Below are 13,588 nucleotides of genomic sequence, written 5' to 3' on the forward strand. Positions count from 1 at the left end.
GCGGGCAAAACGTATCAAAGCCTTTGGCGCGTGTCCACTGCCCGTCGCTCCATTGCAAATCGCGGGCAGTCACATCAATGGCGCACGTAAAACCGAGGATGTACTCATCCGCATCGGCAGCCTTCACCTTTTTTGCTTCCTTTTTGATGACAATGGCCAGTTCGCCTTCGTAATGCAGATTTTCGGTCAGCTTCGGATAAACAATCGGCTCGCCCGGACCCACGACAGCAGACGAAGGCTTCAGGAACATCAACGGCTCTTTTGGCAGATCAATCCCCATCTCTGCCGCGTGGTCGCGATAATTCAAGCCGATGCACACCACTTTGCTCGGATCGCACGGCGCTTTCAGGCTGATTTCGTCCAGCGGCAGCTCCAGTCCCGTCATGATCGGTTTGGCTGTTTGGATTTTATAAATATCCCCTTCGATCACCCGGACCTTCTGATCTTCTGCTACCATCCACCCATGCTTGACTTTGCCGTTTCGCTCATAGCGGATAATCATGACTCTTCTCCCCCGTCACGCATTTTTCTCTATCGGCTAAAACAAATCCGTCGTCGTTTCTTTCGGCTTGGTTGTGATTTCTTCGATGACAGTGCCTGCTACTGCCTTTTCCACTAGAGCGTCCACATCCAGCACTTCTTCAAATTTGGCAGCCAGATACGGTTTCGGTCTGGTTACCGGATTTTTCGGGGTAAACACCGTGCAGCAGTCTTCATACGGCAAAATGGACAGCTCATACGTATCGATTTTACGCGAGAGATCGGTAATGTCGACCTTGTCCATCCCGATGAGCGGACGAAGCATGGGAATGGAAATCACCTTGTTGATCGTGTCCATGCTCTCCAATGTTTGCGAAGCTACCTGTCCGAGACTTTCGCCTGTCGCCAGAGCCTTTGCTTTCGTGTTTTCCGCCACACGCTCGGAAATGCGCATCATGAAGCGGCGCATGATCGTGATCAAATAATCTTCCGGACACTTTTCGCGGATCGCAGTTTGAATCTCGGTAAAAGGAACAACGTGCAGCTTGACGGTTCCGCCCCACTTGGTCAGTTTTTGGGCCAAGTCACGCACCTTTTGCAAAGCGCGCTCGCTGGTGAACGGATAGCTGTGGAAGTGGATCGCTTCCAGCGTAACTCCGCGCTTCAGCATCATCCAGCCAGCTACAGGGCTGTCGATTCCCCCCGACAAAAGCAGCAGCACTTTTCCACTCACGCCTACTGGCAAGCCGCCTGGCCCCGGAATCGTTTCGCAGCTTAAATACGTACCTTCTGCGCGAATTTCCACATTGACGATCGTTTCAGGCTCGTGCACATCTACCTTGATCGCAGGCAGCGCCCGCAAAATGTGGGTACCGACGATTCGGTTCACTTCCATGGAAGGAATCGGGTAGCGCTTGTCCGCACGACGAGTGACCACGCGGAACGTGCGCGGTTCCGGCTGCAATTGACGGACCATTTCCAGCGCTTTTTCCTTGATCGTCTCGATATCCGGGTCCACCTGAACGGTCGGACTAAAGGAAGAGATGCCGAAAACGCGCTTCAACCGTTCCATGACCGCATAAGCATCCTCGCCATGCAGCTCGACATACATGCGCCCGTAGTTGCGTCTCACCTTTACTTTGAAAAAGGAGCGCAGCACGCTTTTCACACTTCTGACCAGCGCTTCTTCAAACTGGTCGCGGTTTTTGCCTTTAAGAGCAAGCTCGCCGTAGCGAATCAAAATAACATCGTAGTTCATGATAATCTCCTTTGAATGGGTTCTCTTCTCTTATTTTCTGCGATCCGGGACCGTTTGCGGCTTGATAAACGAGCGCAAGGTTTCTACGCACGCTTCCAGCGCGGTCAGGAACTGCTCGATCTCCTCACGCGTATTTTCCCTGCCCAGGCTGATGCGCAAAGATGACAGGGCACAATCCCGTTCAATCCCGACAGCCGTCAACACCCTGCTTGGCTCATTCGCTTTAGACGAGCAGGCTGACTTGGTCGAGACGAGAAAGCCTCTCTCTTCCAAAGCGTGCAGCAACACTTCCGCTTTTACTCCCGGTACGGACAAGTTCATAATGTGCGGAGCTGCCCCTTGCTGCGGCGTGTTAACGATACAGCCTGCAATTCGCTCAATGCCTTCGCGCAGCCGTTGGTTCAGGCTTTGCAGTCTCCCGGCTTCGTCCTTGCCCAGCTCCTCCAAAACCCGAATGGCTTTGGCCATGCCAGCGATCGCCGGAAGGTTTTCCGTTCCCGAGCGCACCCCAGCTTCTTGTCCGCCGCCCATCATCAACGGGTGGATAATCAATCCTTCGCGTTTATACAGGATGCCCACTCCCCGCGGGCCATAGAACTTGTGGGCGGACACACTCAACAGATCGATGCCGGAGTCGTGCAGAGACAGCGGCACTTTGCCGATCCCCTGGACGGCATCCACATGGAACAAAACCTTCGGATACTGCTTTAGCCACTGTCCGATTTCTTCCACGGGCTGAATCGTCCCCAGTTCGTTGTTCACATGCATGACAGACACGAGAATCGTGTCCGGACGGAGCGCACGCTTTACATCCTCGACAGACACGCGCCCTTCGCGATCCACAGGCAGATAGGTCACGGCAAACCCGATCCCCTCCAGCTGCTTGCACACATCGTAGACAGCCGGATGCTCGACTTGTGTGGTAACAATATGCTTCCCTCTGTTCTGATATTGAAAGGCAATGCCCTTGATTGCCGTATTATTGCTTTCTGTGCCTCCGGAGGTAAAAATGATTTCCCCTTCTTTGCAGCCCAGGTACTGTGCAGCAACCTTCCGCGCCTGCTTGAGTACGTTTTCGGCTTCCACCCCTTTTTGATGCAAAGAGGACGGATTTCCATAATAGTTCTCCATCGCCCGTTTTACTGTCTCAATGACCCCTGGATGAGGCCGGGTTGTCGCACTGTTGTCTAAGTAAATCACCAGTCCACACCTTCCTGAGGGCGAGCTGCCCTAAGTCTACCCTTCATCATAACACGACTGTCCATGTGGAACATACTACCCGAGTGTACTTCCTGATTATTTTCCCCTGCTTTTTGCAGGCAACCAGTCGTTTTTAGCCAAGCCTGAGCAAGCGTTCACATTCTTTTCACAACTAAAGCGCTTACATCCAAATTTAAGCTATTTACAATGCGATAGGCTTTCGTTAGAATTGTCAATAAATTTAGAAAAAAAGATACCTACACGGGAACAAGGAGAGAGCAGCGATGACAACACAAGCAATGCAAGAAAAAATCAACAAGATGGAAGCTGAACTGAAAAGATTGCAGGCTGAACTGGCCAAAATGAACAAAAGTACCCCTCAATACGACCAAAATGATGTCGCATATCTAAATGAGGTGTACAACGGGTGACTTTTCGCTTATTTTATTTGCGATAGCGTGGGTGCGGGCAAGACGATTTGGCCGCTTCCACGCTATTTTTATGTCTATAAGCACAATTTTCGGTTAATTTTTCATTTGGAAAAGGAGGAGTTTTCACCTCTGCTGGGAGAGGCGACCAATCGAGGGTAGATTTACCTGATGAAAGCAACGGTTTCCACTGCGTACAATCAAGATGAACCACTACACCACGCTACGGCATCGAGGAGGCTTTCATGTTCAAAACAACGCGCTGGAAACGTCTCGCCCTGCAAGCTACTCTGGTTGCTGGCTTGCTCCCTGCTACATCTGCCTTTGCCCAAACGATTCAGGTCGTCCCTGGAGACACACTCGGCAATATCGCGTACAAAAACCAGATCACGGTCGAACAGCTCAAACTGGCTAACCAGTTGCAATCGGACATGATCATGGTCGGACAAACGCTGTACATACCTCCGCGTTCCACCGTTTATACGGTCAAAGCAGGCGACGTCCTGTGGAAAATCGCCTACAACTACGGCGCAAGCATTCAAACTATTGTGAATACAAACAAACTGCAAACGACGGAAATTCTCATCGGGCAAAAGCTGCTGATCCCCAAGCAAGAGCCGGCCGCCGAGACACCTGCGCCTGCGCCCGCCCCCAAGCCTGAGCCGGACAAGCCTTGGGTAGAGAACACTCACTATCAGGTTGCCAAAGGAGATACGCCTTGGACGATTTCGATTGCCCACGGCATCCCGTTTACCGAGTTTTTGCAAGCCAACAAGCTGAGCGAATCCGATTACTTGCAGATCGGTCAAATCGTAACTGTTCCTGTGCACCACATTCCAAAAACCGAGACAGCAGGAGCCAAGTACGGTGAGTATCTGGACTGGTTTGAAGCGGCCCAGTATTTGTTCCCGATCAATGCGACTGCAAAAGTGACCGATTTTGCTACGGGCAAAAGCTTCATGGTCAAACGCACGATCGGCGCTTCCCATTCTGACACGGAACCGTTGACTTCAGCGGACAGTGCTACCATCAAAAGCATTTGGGGCGGCAATTTTTCCTGGAGCATCCGGCCTGTCATCGTGGAAGTCGATGGTCGTCGTCTAGCCGCCTCCATGTCCTCCATGCCGCACAGCATCGAGTATATAACGGACAATGCATTTGACGGGCATTTTGATATTCACTTCCCTGGCAGCCTGCGCCACAAAGACAACCTGATTGACCCCGACCACCAAGCCGCGATTCGGATTGCGGCAGGAAAATAGGCAACTGACAGGCGAAAAGCCGTTCCATCGTCATGACTGGAACGGCTTTTTCCTGTTTGCTTATTTATAAGGAATAGGCCCGCTGTACACACCTTGGAACACTTCTGTGGCTGGCCCTGTCATGTAGACGCGATTGTCTTCTTCCCGCCAATCGATAAACAGGTCTCCTCCTGCCAAATGCACGGTAACCGCTCTGTCGACCTTGCCAGCGAGCGCCGCTGCGACGGCCGCTGCACAAGCTCCGGTTCCGCACGCGAGGGTCACGCCAGATCCCCGCTCCCAGACGCGGAACAAGATCTCTTCCCGATTCAATATTTGGATAAATTCAACGTTGGTGCGTTCCGGGAACCATTCGTGGAACTCGATCTTCGGTCCGTACGTGCGCACATCTTCGTCGCGCACTTCGTCCATGAAAATAATCGCGTGCGGATTGCCCATGGATACAGCCGTCATCGTAAACACAGCCCCGTCCACTTCCAGCACCTCTTCGTGCGCCTGCTCTTCCGGTATGCCTGTCATCGGAATCGCCGAGCGTTCAAAACGCGGCTCTCCCATATCAATCGTGACTTGCTCCACTTTGCCGTCAGCCCCGACAGAGACAACCGGCTTCATCATGCCGCCCCATGTTTCTACCGTAAACGTGGTTTGCGCAGTCAAGCCGTGATCGTACACGTATTTGCTCACACAGCGCAGGCCGTTGCCGCAGTTTTTTGCCTCGCTTCCGTCGTTGTTGAATACGCGCATGCGAAAATCGGCGCGCTCTGACGGAAGAATCAAAATCAGGCCGTCTCCGCCAATGCCGAAATTGCGATCGCTTACCCGTCTTGCCAGTTCGGGAAGATCCACTCCCGCCAACGTTTCCTCGAAACAGTTGACGTACACATAGTCGTTGCCCAAGCCATGCAATTTGGTAAATTTCATCTGCCACTCCCCGTTTTCTCTGTAATTTCTGACTCTCTTTATATATGGACTTATCTTAACACAACAACTTCCGTTTGGGGGAAGTGGTATACTACCAGTAATCAAGAGCAACCGCTAACTGTCGAGGTGACATTTGATCCAATGAATGACGCAACATTACGCTATGTGCTCGGCACGAAAAACGAAGCAAAGCGGCTGGCCGTACAAAAAGCCACGGGCATCGACCCGATTTGTCTCGCCGTTCCTTCGGGAGTGCCTGCCCAGCCCATGAGCGAACAAGAAACGATTACCGGAGCCATCAATCGGGCAAAAGCGGCTCTCGCCCTTGCTCCGGAGGCGCAAATCGGGCTTGGTCTGGAAGGCGGCCTGATGTATGACGAAGCGTTTACCGGACAATGGTATTTGATCTCGGTGTGCGCAGCCTGGGACGGAAAGCAGCTGTTTTTGGGCAAAGGTCTGGCTTTTCCCATGCCCAAACAGGCGATTGAGCGCATTGTGGCAGAAAAGACGGAACTGAGCGTGATTATGGACGAGTGGGGCCAAACGAGCGGAAGCAACCATCGCGGCGGAGCTTACGCGCTTTTGACCAACGACCGCCTCAACCGCTCCGATGTTTTTTGCGAAGCCGTCATCGCTGCGATCACACCGTATCAATCCCGTTTTTACACCAGCTGATCGAGGGCGACGTCAAAACAAAAAGCCTCTTCGGCTGTTGCAGCGCGAAGGAGGCTTTTTGCTTTTTGCGGTCTGCTGCTGGTTACTACCGGGCCGTGTAGTACGGGTAGATGACCAAAGCTCCCAAAATGGAGATCGCACCTACAATCATCGCCCACGCCCCCAGCGTTCTCGAATCGCGTCGATACGCCAAATAGCCAAGCACCATCCCGATTGGCGCCACGAGATACGGCATCAGGAACAGGGACAGGATCGATAGCCCCAGACCTGTCATGCCGATACCGCTGGCCCCGCTTTCCCGGCTATCTTCGTCATCGCTGATCTCACGCACAGAACGACGCGAAGGAATCGGTTCGGCGATTTCCGCCGCTGCCTCGATGTCGTCGTCTCTTCTCACGGTGACCGGCGCGCGGTCTTCCCTCGTCAGTACAACGCCATCCAATCGCTCCGAAAAGTCGTTCTCCACCCTGTCCTCTTCGCCGGAATAACGCTCTGTCAAAGAGTGAGGATCGTAGTGAATCCTTCGCCTTGAGCGTTCCTCATCTTCGTCGAAAGCGGCCTGGGTCCAGGTGTCTACTGCAAACTCCCTGTCGTGCTGATCTACCGTGTCGGAAAAGCCGGTATCTTCCTTCCGCTTCGCATTCATGCGTTCGTGTCGATCCAACATACCATGCTCAGCCCCTTTTTTGGTAAAGGATTTGTTAGTGAAGGAAGTAGCCTTATTGTCTGCCTGCGGTGTACAATTTAAACTGGAGGCGAGAGGATGAAACCAGAGAAGTTCCTAACCATTGGCATTGATATTGACGGAACGGTCACTTCACCCAGCAGTATTGTGCCGTTGATGAATGAAAGCTTTGGCAGAGATTTACGATATGAAGACTGTCTGGAGTACAATTTGGCCAACGTGTATCAGATTACAGACGAGGAGTTTGACAACTGGCTCGCCCAAAATGGTGAACGCCTGTACGACGAAGCGCCTGTTCACGGCATTGCCGATCAGGTGTTGCGCAACTGGTATCCGTTGCACAAGCTGATTTACATCAGCGCCAGGGAAGCGCACCATCACGATGTGACGCTGAACTGGTTTGCCCGTTATCAAATCCCTTACCATGAAGTGGATTTGGTCGGCTCCCACGACAAGCTTGCCGCTGCCCAAAAGTGGGGCGTGGATCTGTTCCTGGAAGATCGGCTGGAAAATGCCCTGCAACTGTCGGAAGCCTTGCAAATTCCCGTGTTTTTGTTCGATACACCGTACAATCAGGCCCGCCTCCCTGAGCTTGTGCACCGCGTGACCTCCTGGGAGGAAGTCGACCACAAAATCAAGACATTGTCGCTTGGACAAGCCCGTGTCTAAGTGTATGCAGCAAAAAGACGTATCTCCTGGTCGGGATACGTCTTTTTGGACGTCCAAGCCTTACTTTGCCGATTTCTTCGGCTTGAACGTCAGACAACAGGTTTCAGACGAAGTGGTTGCTTGATCTTTATGGTCATTTTGACCATACTCACCCGCAAACTCTTCCTTCAGGTTGGCGTTCGCGTGGGCGTCGATCTCCACCATGATTTCGTCGGCGCTGCAAATATTGCCTTGCGCCCAATACTCACAGTTTGCTACGCTGCATTTTACTTGTGGCATTTGGATTCACCTCCTAGAGGCTATCCTTCACCATTCGTCTAAGGGATATACTTGTGAAAAACAAACAACCACAAACGATACAGAAAAGAGGGGGAGCCATGCATACACCCCGCGTAGTCGTCATCACCGGAGCGTCTGGCGGTCTAGGTCAGGCGCTGACCCGCTTGCATCTGGAAAAAGGCGATCTGGTCATCGCAGCATCGCGCAAACCCGTAAATCATGAGTCGCTGTCCATTTCTTCCGCCAATCGGGAGCGATTGTTTTCCTATGCGCTCCACGTCGGAAACAACGAGGACGTCCGGCGCTTTGCAGCCTGGGTGCATGTGCGCTTCGGAGCGTGCGACCTTTTGTACAACAATGCGGGCGTCGCTGTGTTCGAGCCGCTCGTAGACATGACGATCGACGAACTGGAAGAGACGTTGCGAACGAACATTGCCGGCGTCATGTACACCACTCGCGCTTTTTTGCCGATGATGCTCGATCATCAGCAGGGACATATCGTCAACGTCGCCTCGCTCGCAGGTCAGGTCGCTACCGCCAAAGCATCCGTATACGCCGCGAGCAAAGCCGCCGTGATCCGGTTCAGCGAAGGCTTGCAGCATGAGCTTGCAGGAAGCGGCGTCCATGTGACCTGTGCCCTTCCCGGCCCGATCGATACGCCTTTTTTGGAAAAAGCGGACCGGACAGGAGCGTATCGCAGCAAAGTAGCCCGTTACTTGCTCTCTCCCGACGACACGGCCCGCCTGATTTACAAGGCGGTAGAGAAAAAGCGCTCGGAAGTAGCCATGCCTTTTCGCCTGAAGATGCTATCCGTGCTTTACAGCCTGCTGCCGCAACGTTTGAAACAGCTAGTTTCCCCGCTCCTCAATCGCAAGTGACTGATTTTTGAGGTCCCGCAGCATTCCGAAGGCGAACAAGCCGCACACCACGCACATGACCGCCCCTGCCCCGAACAATCCTTGTACCCCGAGAAAAGGAATCAACACCCCCGAGACTGCCGCCCCAGCCGGCATTCCCGTTCCCGTAACCGTCCGGATGCTCGTCATCACTCTTCCCAGCAAAGCATCCGGGACCTGCCTTTGCAAATAACTTCTGTACATGATGTTGTAAGGAGAATAACTGAACCCTGCCAAAGCCATCGCGACCATCGCCACCTCCAGCCGGGAAAAGAAAGCGAGCGGCATCGTGGTCAGCCCCCACAAGACCATGATTCCCGCAAGCGTGCCCCCGAGCGGGAATTTCCACGTAATCGTCGAGAAGAACAACGACCCGAGCAGCGCTCCGATGGCAAGCGACGACCAGAGCATCCCCAGCGCAATCGAGCCACCCTCCAAGTTTTGATTGGCATAAAGCGGCAACGCCACCTCAATCGGCCCGTAAGACATATTGAACAAAAACGTGAAGAACACGAGAGCGACCATTTGCTTGTTTCCGAACAAGTAGCGGTAGCCTGTTTGCATATCGACCAACAGCGAGCGCAAAAACTTGCCCGCCTGCATGTTTTGCGGAACGCCGGGGTTTGCGCTTTTCGTCAGTTCTTTTGGCAGGCGCGAGAAACAGAGGGCGCAAACAAAAAAGCTGGCGGCATCAATCAGCAGTACGTAAGCTTCCCCAATCAATCCGATCAGCACCCCAGCCAGCGCCGGGCCGAACATGTAGATGATTTGCCACTGACTCTCCATGACGCCATTCGCTTTGACCAGATGATTTTTATCCGCCACCAGCCTCGGCAACAGCGTCTGGGCACCCGCTGTACTGAGCGGAGACAGCGTTCCGGCAATGACAATCAATATGTAAATCACGAAAAGCGGAACGTGGTCGACCTGCAGCAAAGCCACCAGAGCGATAAAAATCACCCCGCGGGCTATATTGTCCACCATAATCAACTTACGGCGATCAAACCGATCCAGCAATACCCCCGCGACCAAACCCGCAAATACGGCTGGCAGCATGTACGCCAGGACAACTCCCCCCATCGCAGCGGGAGATCCGGTCTTGTTCATCACAAACCAGGTAAGCCCCATCCAGCCGAACTGGTCACCCAATCCCGATAAAAACATGCCGAGCCAATACCAGCGAAATCCGCGCTGTCTCCATAATTCTTTCATCCTGCATCTTCCTTTATCTCTGTTTCCATTCATTGTATACACAATTTCATACATTTTCAATATTTATGTTTATTAAATGATAAAGTAAGCAAAAACACAAAAAGCCCTCTGCCCATTCGGGAACGGGCAAAGGGGAAACTCATTCCGGATGAACCGACGATTCCTGCTCCTCCAGACGATGCAATTGTTTGCGGCTCCAGAGCCAAAAGACACCTGCTACAACACCGAACAAGCCAAGCCACACCGAAACAGCAGCGCTCCCGACCTGTTCTGCGCAAAAGCCGAGTACGAGACAGCTCGCTGAAAAGGCTCCCATCGTCGCCATTTCCCTGATCGAGAAAACACGGGCCAAAAAGGCAGGGTCCGCCAGCTTTTGCAGCTTGGTAACGGACAAAATCGAAGAACTGAACGACGCGAATGAACAAAACAGGATGGCGACAGCAAGCCCAAGCAACGGCTTGATATGAAACACCGCGACAATCGACAGTCCCATCGCGATCAGCGCCCAGCCCTGGAAACGAGATATGCCCTGTTCATTCAATCTCTCCGCCAGTCGGCCAGCGGCGATTCCGGCGATCACGCCGCCCAGCCCCAGCGGAATGTCGAGCAAACCGAATACGTACAGCCCTTCGCCCCGCTCCTGAAGCACGTAAAACATCAGCATGATGTAATAAGCGGCGCAGACCCTCTCTGCCATCTGGTACAAAATAACCTGCCCGATTCTTCTGTTGCCGCCGATATAGCGGAAGCCTTCCTGTAGCCGAGCGAAAAAATGCGTGCCTGCCTTGTGCACCACAGCTTCAGCGATCGGAGGAAGCCGCAGCAGAATAAACAGGGACAGCAAATAACAGGCGGCATCAAGCAAAAAGTTGTAGCGATAGGAAAAAAGATAAACGAGTACAGCGGCGATTCCCTGGCAAACAATAATCAAAAACGAAGTCGTCCCTTGCAAAAGCGAGTTGGCTGCCAGCCGGTCCCGCTCTTCAACAGAGCTGACGATGGCTACCTGCATCGCAGGCTGAAAAAAGGCGCTGCAAATATTGACGAGAATCAACAGCAAAAAAGCGATCCACAAATAAGTCACAGACGTGATCAAGAAAAACAGACTGACAAGAATCCCCCTAAGCAGGTTGACGATCAGCATGACTCTGCGCTTGTCCCAGTTCTCCACCAGCGCTCCGGAAAACAGGCTTGTCAGTACATACGGCACCATCCGAAATACCGTGCCTGCGGCAAAGGACAAACCGGAACCGCTCAAATCGTGCAAAAGCCCTACAACCGCAATAAACGTAAACTCATTCCCTATAATATGAACAATATGGGCCGCATACAGACGGCGAAAAATCGGGTGCTGTAGCAAGGTCATCATCGCGCATCCTTTCCAAAAAGCTTACCCAGTCAACTTTCTCCCCATTGTAGCACTTGCCTGAAAATAGCGGCAAATTGTTCTTGTCAATGAGTCGGCTTTAAGTTATTATACGTTCAAAATAAATTGAACGTTTTTATATTTCGTTACGTTCATGATTATTAAAATGAGGCAGGTGCGCCATGAAACGTTTTTTAGTCATCGAAACTTTGGATCAACTGAAAGTCGTCAGCGATGCTTTGCGGATGGAAATCATCACCTTGCTTGTAAAGGAAGCGTATACGGGCAAGCAGCTCGCTACCTTGCTCTCCCTCTCTGCTTCCAAGGTGCACTATCATCTCAAGGAATTGGAAAGCCAGGGCTTTGTCCAGGTCGTCCGTACCGAAGAGAAAAACGGGATTGTGCAAAAATTTTACCGGGCGGTCGCCTACGATTTCAAAGTCAGTGAAGAACTGCTCCCTTCCCTCAGCGAAAACAGCATGCTGCTCCAGGAAGCGATGGTCAACCATTTGCGCTCAAGCCTCACCCGCCTGTACAACGCTCCCGACGAATCGTTCATGCAATTCGCGGACAAAAGCAAACGCGCCCCTGCCATCGCTTTCAACGCAGAAATAAAAGCTCCGCGTCACGAAATCCAGCAGTGGCTTGACAAATACCATGCCCTGATTGACGAGCTGGGCGATATGGAAGCACGCCACTTGCAGCGAATCGCCGCCGGAGAAGCGGAGGACACAGCGGAAAACTTTTATATCGTAACAGTCGGCTTTATGACAGACGAACGCATTTACGTATCGGAAGATGAATCTTTGCCGGATAACTACGAGCACTTGCCGAGCGACTACAAGCATATATCGAGCAAATTCGTGGTCAAAAAGAAGCAGGAGGCGCAACAGGATGACGACGATTCCAACTAATGCCTTGTGGAAAAATCGCTCGTTTCTTTTGCTCTGGTGTGCGACGATCTTGTCGGCCATGGCCGATGGCGCATTCTTTTTGCTGTTGTCCTGGTTTATCGTCGATCAGACGGGATCGGAAACGATGCTCGGAACCGCGCTTATTTGCATGTCGATTCCCCGCCTGCTGTTCATGCTTGCGGGGGGAGTGGCCGCAGATCGCTGGAATCGGAAGTGGATCATGTTCGCTTCGCTTTTGGCTCGCTGCATCATCCTGCTCGGTTTTGGGCTGGTTCTCCAAGGCGAGACGCTGGAATGGCTGTTCCTGCTCATCTACGGGATCGCCGCCCTTTTCGGCACTGTCGACGCTTTCTTCTGGCCAGCTCGCAGCTCGATCCTGCCCTCCCTTGTCTCTCGGGAACAACTCGCTCCTGCCAACAGCATGATGGAAATTTCCCAGCAGATCAGCATGGTCGGCGGTCCTGTCGTCTCCGCGCTGTTGATCCGCACCCACAACTATTCGCTCATGTTCGTCATATTGGCGCTCGCCTTTTTCACAGGGGCACTGGTTTTGCTCGCTTTGCGCCTGCATGCTTCCTCACGCGACGAGACTCGCGCAACCGCTTCGCCGTCTTCTGGCGCAGGATCGTATTTTCAGGATATATGGGGCGGGATTCGCTTTACATACGGGATTCCGATCCTGACTATGCTGCTCGTCACCTCGCTCGTGATCAACATGATGTTTTCCGGGCCGATCAACATGGGGATACCGCTGCACGTCAAAGACCTCGGCTGGGATGGAAGCGCGTACAGCACACTTAGCACCTCGCTTGGCGTCGGCACGATCGTCGGAGGGATTTTGACCGGACTGTGCAAAGGCTTTCGCGGAAAATTTATTCTGCTCCCCTTTTTCCTCGGCGGCATGGGGGTCGCGATGAGCTCGCTCTTTTTCATGCAGCAGCTTTTGTTCGGATTGCTCCCGATGTTCTGCATCGGCATGATGCTCAGCATGACGAACATCCCGATCATCACTTACATCCAGACCATCGTCCCTTCTGCCATGCTCGGCCGCGTCATGTCGCTGCTCTCCCTGATGTCGCTTGGCTTCGGTCCGGTCAGCTACGCTCTCTGCTCGTTCCTTTTGGCCTCGAAAACGGCCACTTCCGGCGTTCTTCTGCTCGCTGGCGGAATCATTTTCAGCCTGTCATCGCTTTGCCTGCTTTTGTTCCGCACCTTCCGCAACATGGAGCAGCACCCTGACTGGCAGCGCTCCGCAGCGGGAGAAGCGATTCATTCCCATGCCTCGTCTACATAGGGGGAACGTTCGCGCTTAGCGGCATGGCAGCATAGACCGTAAGATCATA

The 13,588-nt window shown here is 52.8% G+C and carries 15 protein-coding genes (1 of these 15 only partly in view); 7 read left to right on the forward strand and 8 right to left on the reverse strand.

The features are described from left to right. The 3 genes in view from NST23_RS19535 to NST23_RS19545 are tightly spaced (at most 36 nt apart) and all read right to left on the reverse strand, a layout consistent with a single transcriptional unit that may run on beyond the window. Window positions 1-502, reverse strand: partial view of a fumarylacetoacetate hydrolase family protein gene (locus NST23_RS19535; protein WP_122964058.1) — the 5' portion only. Its footprint begins 275 nt before the window's first position; 502 of the gene's 777 nt are visible here — the first part of the coding sequence; its start codon is at window positions 500-502; the stop codon falls past the left edge of the window. Window positions 503-538: 36 nt separating this feature from the next. Beyond that, complete coding sequence (gene thiI / locus NST23_RS19540; RefSeq protein ID WP_122964057.1) at window positions 539-1,738, reverse strand: tRNA uracil 4-sulfurtransferase ThiI; 1,200 nt, start codon at window positions 1,736-1,738, stop codon at window positions 539-541. A gap of 30 nt (window positions 1,739-1,768) precedes the next feature. Beyond that, entirely contained in the window at window positions 1,769-2,938 is a 1,170-nt protein-coding gene (locus NST23_RS19545) for a cysteine desulfurase family protein (protein ID WP_122964056.1), read from the reverse strand. Window positions 2,939-3,222: 284 nt separating this feature from the next. Here NST23_RS19545 and NST23_RS19550 point away from each other — a divergent pair, with 284 nt between their 5' ends. Both NST23_RS19550 and NST23_RS19555 read left to right on the forward strand, forming a co-directional pair. Further along, window positions 3,223-3,369: a hypothetical protein gene (locus NST23_RS19550; protein WP_167470278.1), complete on the forward strand. Its 147-nt coding sequence runs from the start codon at window positions 3,223-3,225 to the stop codon at window positions 3,367-3,369. 242 nt (window positions 3,370-3,611) lie between these two features. Then, a complete protein-coding gene (locus tag NST23_RS19555; RefSeq protein ID WP_340964399.1) occupies window positions 3,612-4,628 on the forward strand; it encodes a LysM peptidoglycan-binding domain-containing protein in 1,017 nt (338 codons plus the stop codon). Window positions 4,629-4,688: 60 nt separating this feature from the next. On the opposite strand, the gene dapF is transcribed toward NST23_RS19555, so the two are convergent. Next, the gene (gene dapF / locus NST23_RS19560; RefSeq protein WP_122964054.1) at window positions 4,689-5,549 is read right to left on the reverse strand and encodes a diaminopimelate epimerase; all 861 of its coding nucleotides are present in this window, start codon (window positions 5,547-5,549) and stop codon (window positions 4,689-4,691) included. Between the two features lie 141 nt (window positions 5,550-5,690). On the opposite strand from dapF, the gene NST23_RS19565 reads away from it, so the two are divergent. Beyond that, complete coding sequence (locus tag NST23_RS19565; RefSeq protein WP_340964400.1) at window positions 5,691-6,224, forward strand: inosine/xanthosine triphosphatase; 534 nt, start codon at window positions 5,691-5,693, stop codon at window positions 6,222-6,224. An 85-nt stretch (window positions 6,225-6,309) separates the two neighbouring features. Here the strand turns inward: NST23_RS19565 and NST23_RS19570 are convergent, their stop codons facing one another. Then, window positions 6,310-6,891: a DUF456 domain-containing protein gene (locus NST23_RS19570; RefSeq protein WP_122964052.1), complete on the reverse strand. Its 582-nt coding sequence runs from the start codon at window positions 6,889-6,891 to the stop codon at window positions 6,310-6,312. Window positions 6,892-6,987: 96 nt separating this feature from the next. On the opposite strand from NST23_RS19570, the gene NST23_RS19575 reads away from it, so the two are divergent. Beyond that, on the forward strand, window positions 6,988-7,578 hold the full coding sequence (locus tag NST23_RS19575) for a hypothetical protein (protein ID WP_122964051.1): 591 nt from the start codon (window positions 6,988-6,990) through the stop codon (window positions 7,576-7,578). A gap of 60 nt (window positions 7,579-7,638) precedes the next feature. Here NST23_RS19575 and NST23_RS19580 read toward each other — a convergent pair whose 3' ends face one another. Further along, a complete protein-coding gene (locus NST23_RS19580) occupies window positions 7,639-7,857 on the reverse strand; it encodes a DUF1540 domain-containing protein (protein WP_063228159.1) in 219 nt (72 codons plus the stop codon). 98 nt (window positions 7,858-7,955) lie between these two features. Here NST23_RS19580 and NST23_RS19585 point away from each other — a divergent pair, with 98 nt between their 5' ends. Beyond that, complete coding sequence (locus tag NST23_RS19585) at window positions 7,956-8,735, forward strand: SDR family NAD(P)-dependent oxidoreductase (protein WP_328139869.1); 780 nt, start codon at window positions 7,956-7,958, stop codon at window positions 8,733-8,735. On the opposite strand, the gene NST23_RS19590 is transcribed toward NST23_RS19585, so the two are convergent. After that, window positions 8,706-9,965 carry an MFS transporter gene (locus NST23_RS19590; protein WP_122964049.1) on the reverse strand — a complete coding sequence of 420 codons (1,260 nt, stop codon included), beginning with the start codon at window positions 9,963-9,965 and terminating at the stop codon, window positions 8,706-8,708. The two genes, NST23_RS19585 and NST23_RS19590, sit on opposite strands and share 30 nt — an antisense overlap. A 139-nt stretch (window positions 9,966-10,104) precedes the next feature. Next, window positions 10,105-11,331 carry an MFS transporter gene (locus NST23_RS19595; protein WP_173598191.1) on the reverse strand — a complete coding sequence of 409 codons (1,227 nt, stop codon included), beginning with the start codon at window positions 11,329-11,331 and terminating at the stop codon, window positions 10,105-10,107. Between the two features lie 182 nt (window positions 11,332-11,513). On the opposite strand from NST23_RS19595, the gene NST23_RS19600 reads away from it, so the two are divergent. Together NST23_RS19600 and NST23_RS19605 are read left to right on the forward strand one after the other, a co-directional pair. Beyond that, window positions 11,514-12,245 carry an ArsR/SmtB family transcription factor gene (locus NST23_RS19600; RefSeq protein WP_122964047.1) on the forward strand — a complete coding sequence of 244 codons (732 nt, stop codon included), beginning with the start codon at window positions 11,514-11,516 and terminating at the stop codon, window positions 12,243-12,245. Continuing rightward, window positions 12,226-13,539: an MFS transporter gene (locus NST23_RS19605; protein ID WP_173598192.1), complete on the forward strand. Its 1,314-nt coding sequence runs from the start codon at window positions 12,226-12,228 to the stop codon at window positions 13,537-13,539. Before NST23_RS19600 ends, NST23_RS19605 begins: the two co-directional genes overlap by 20 nt. Window positions 13,540-13,588: the final 49 nt, after the last annotated feature.

Origin of the sequence: Brevibacillus sp. FSL K6-0770 (genome assembly GCF_038000275.1) — a bacterium.
GTDB classification, from domain to species: Bacteria; Bacillota; Bacilli; order Brevibacillales; family Brevibacillaceae; genus Brevibacillus; species Brevibacillus parabrevis.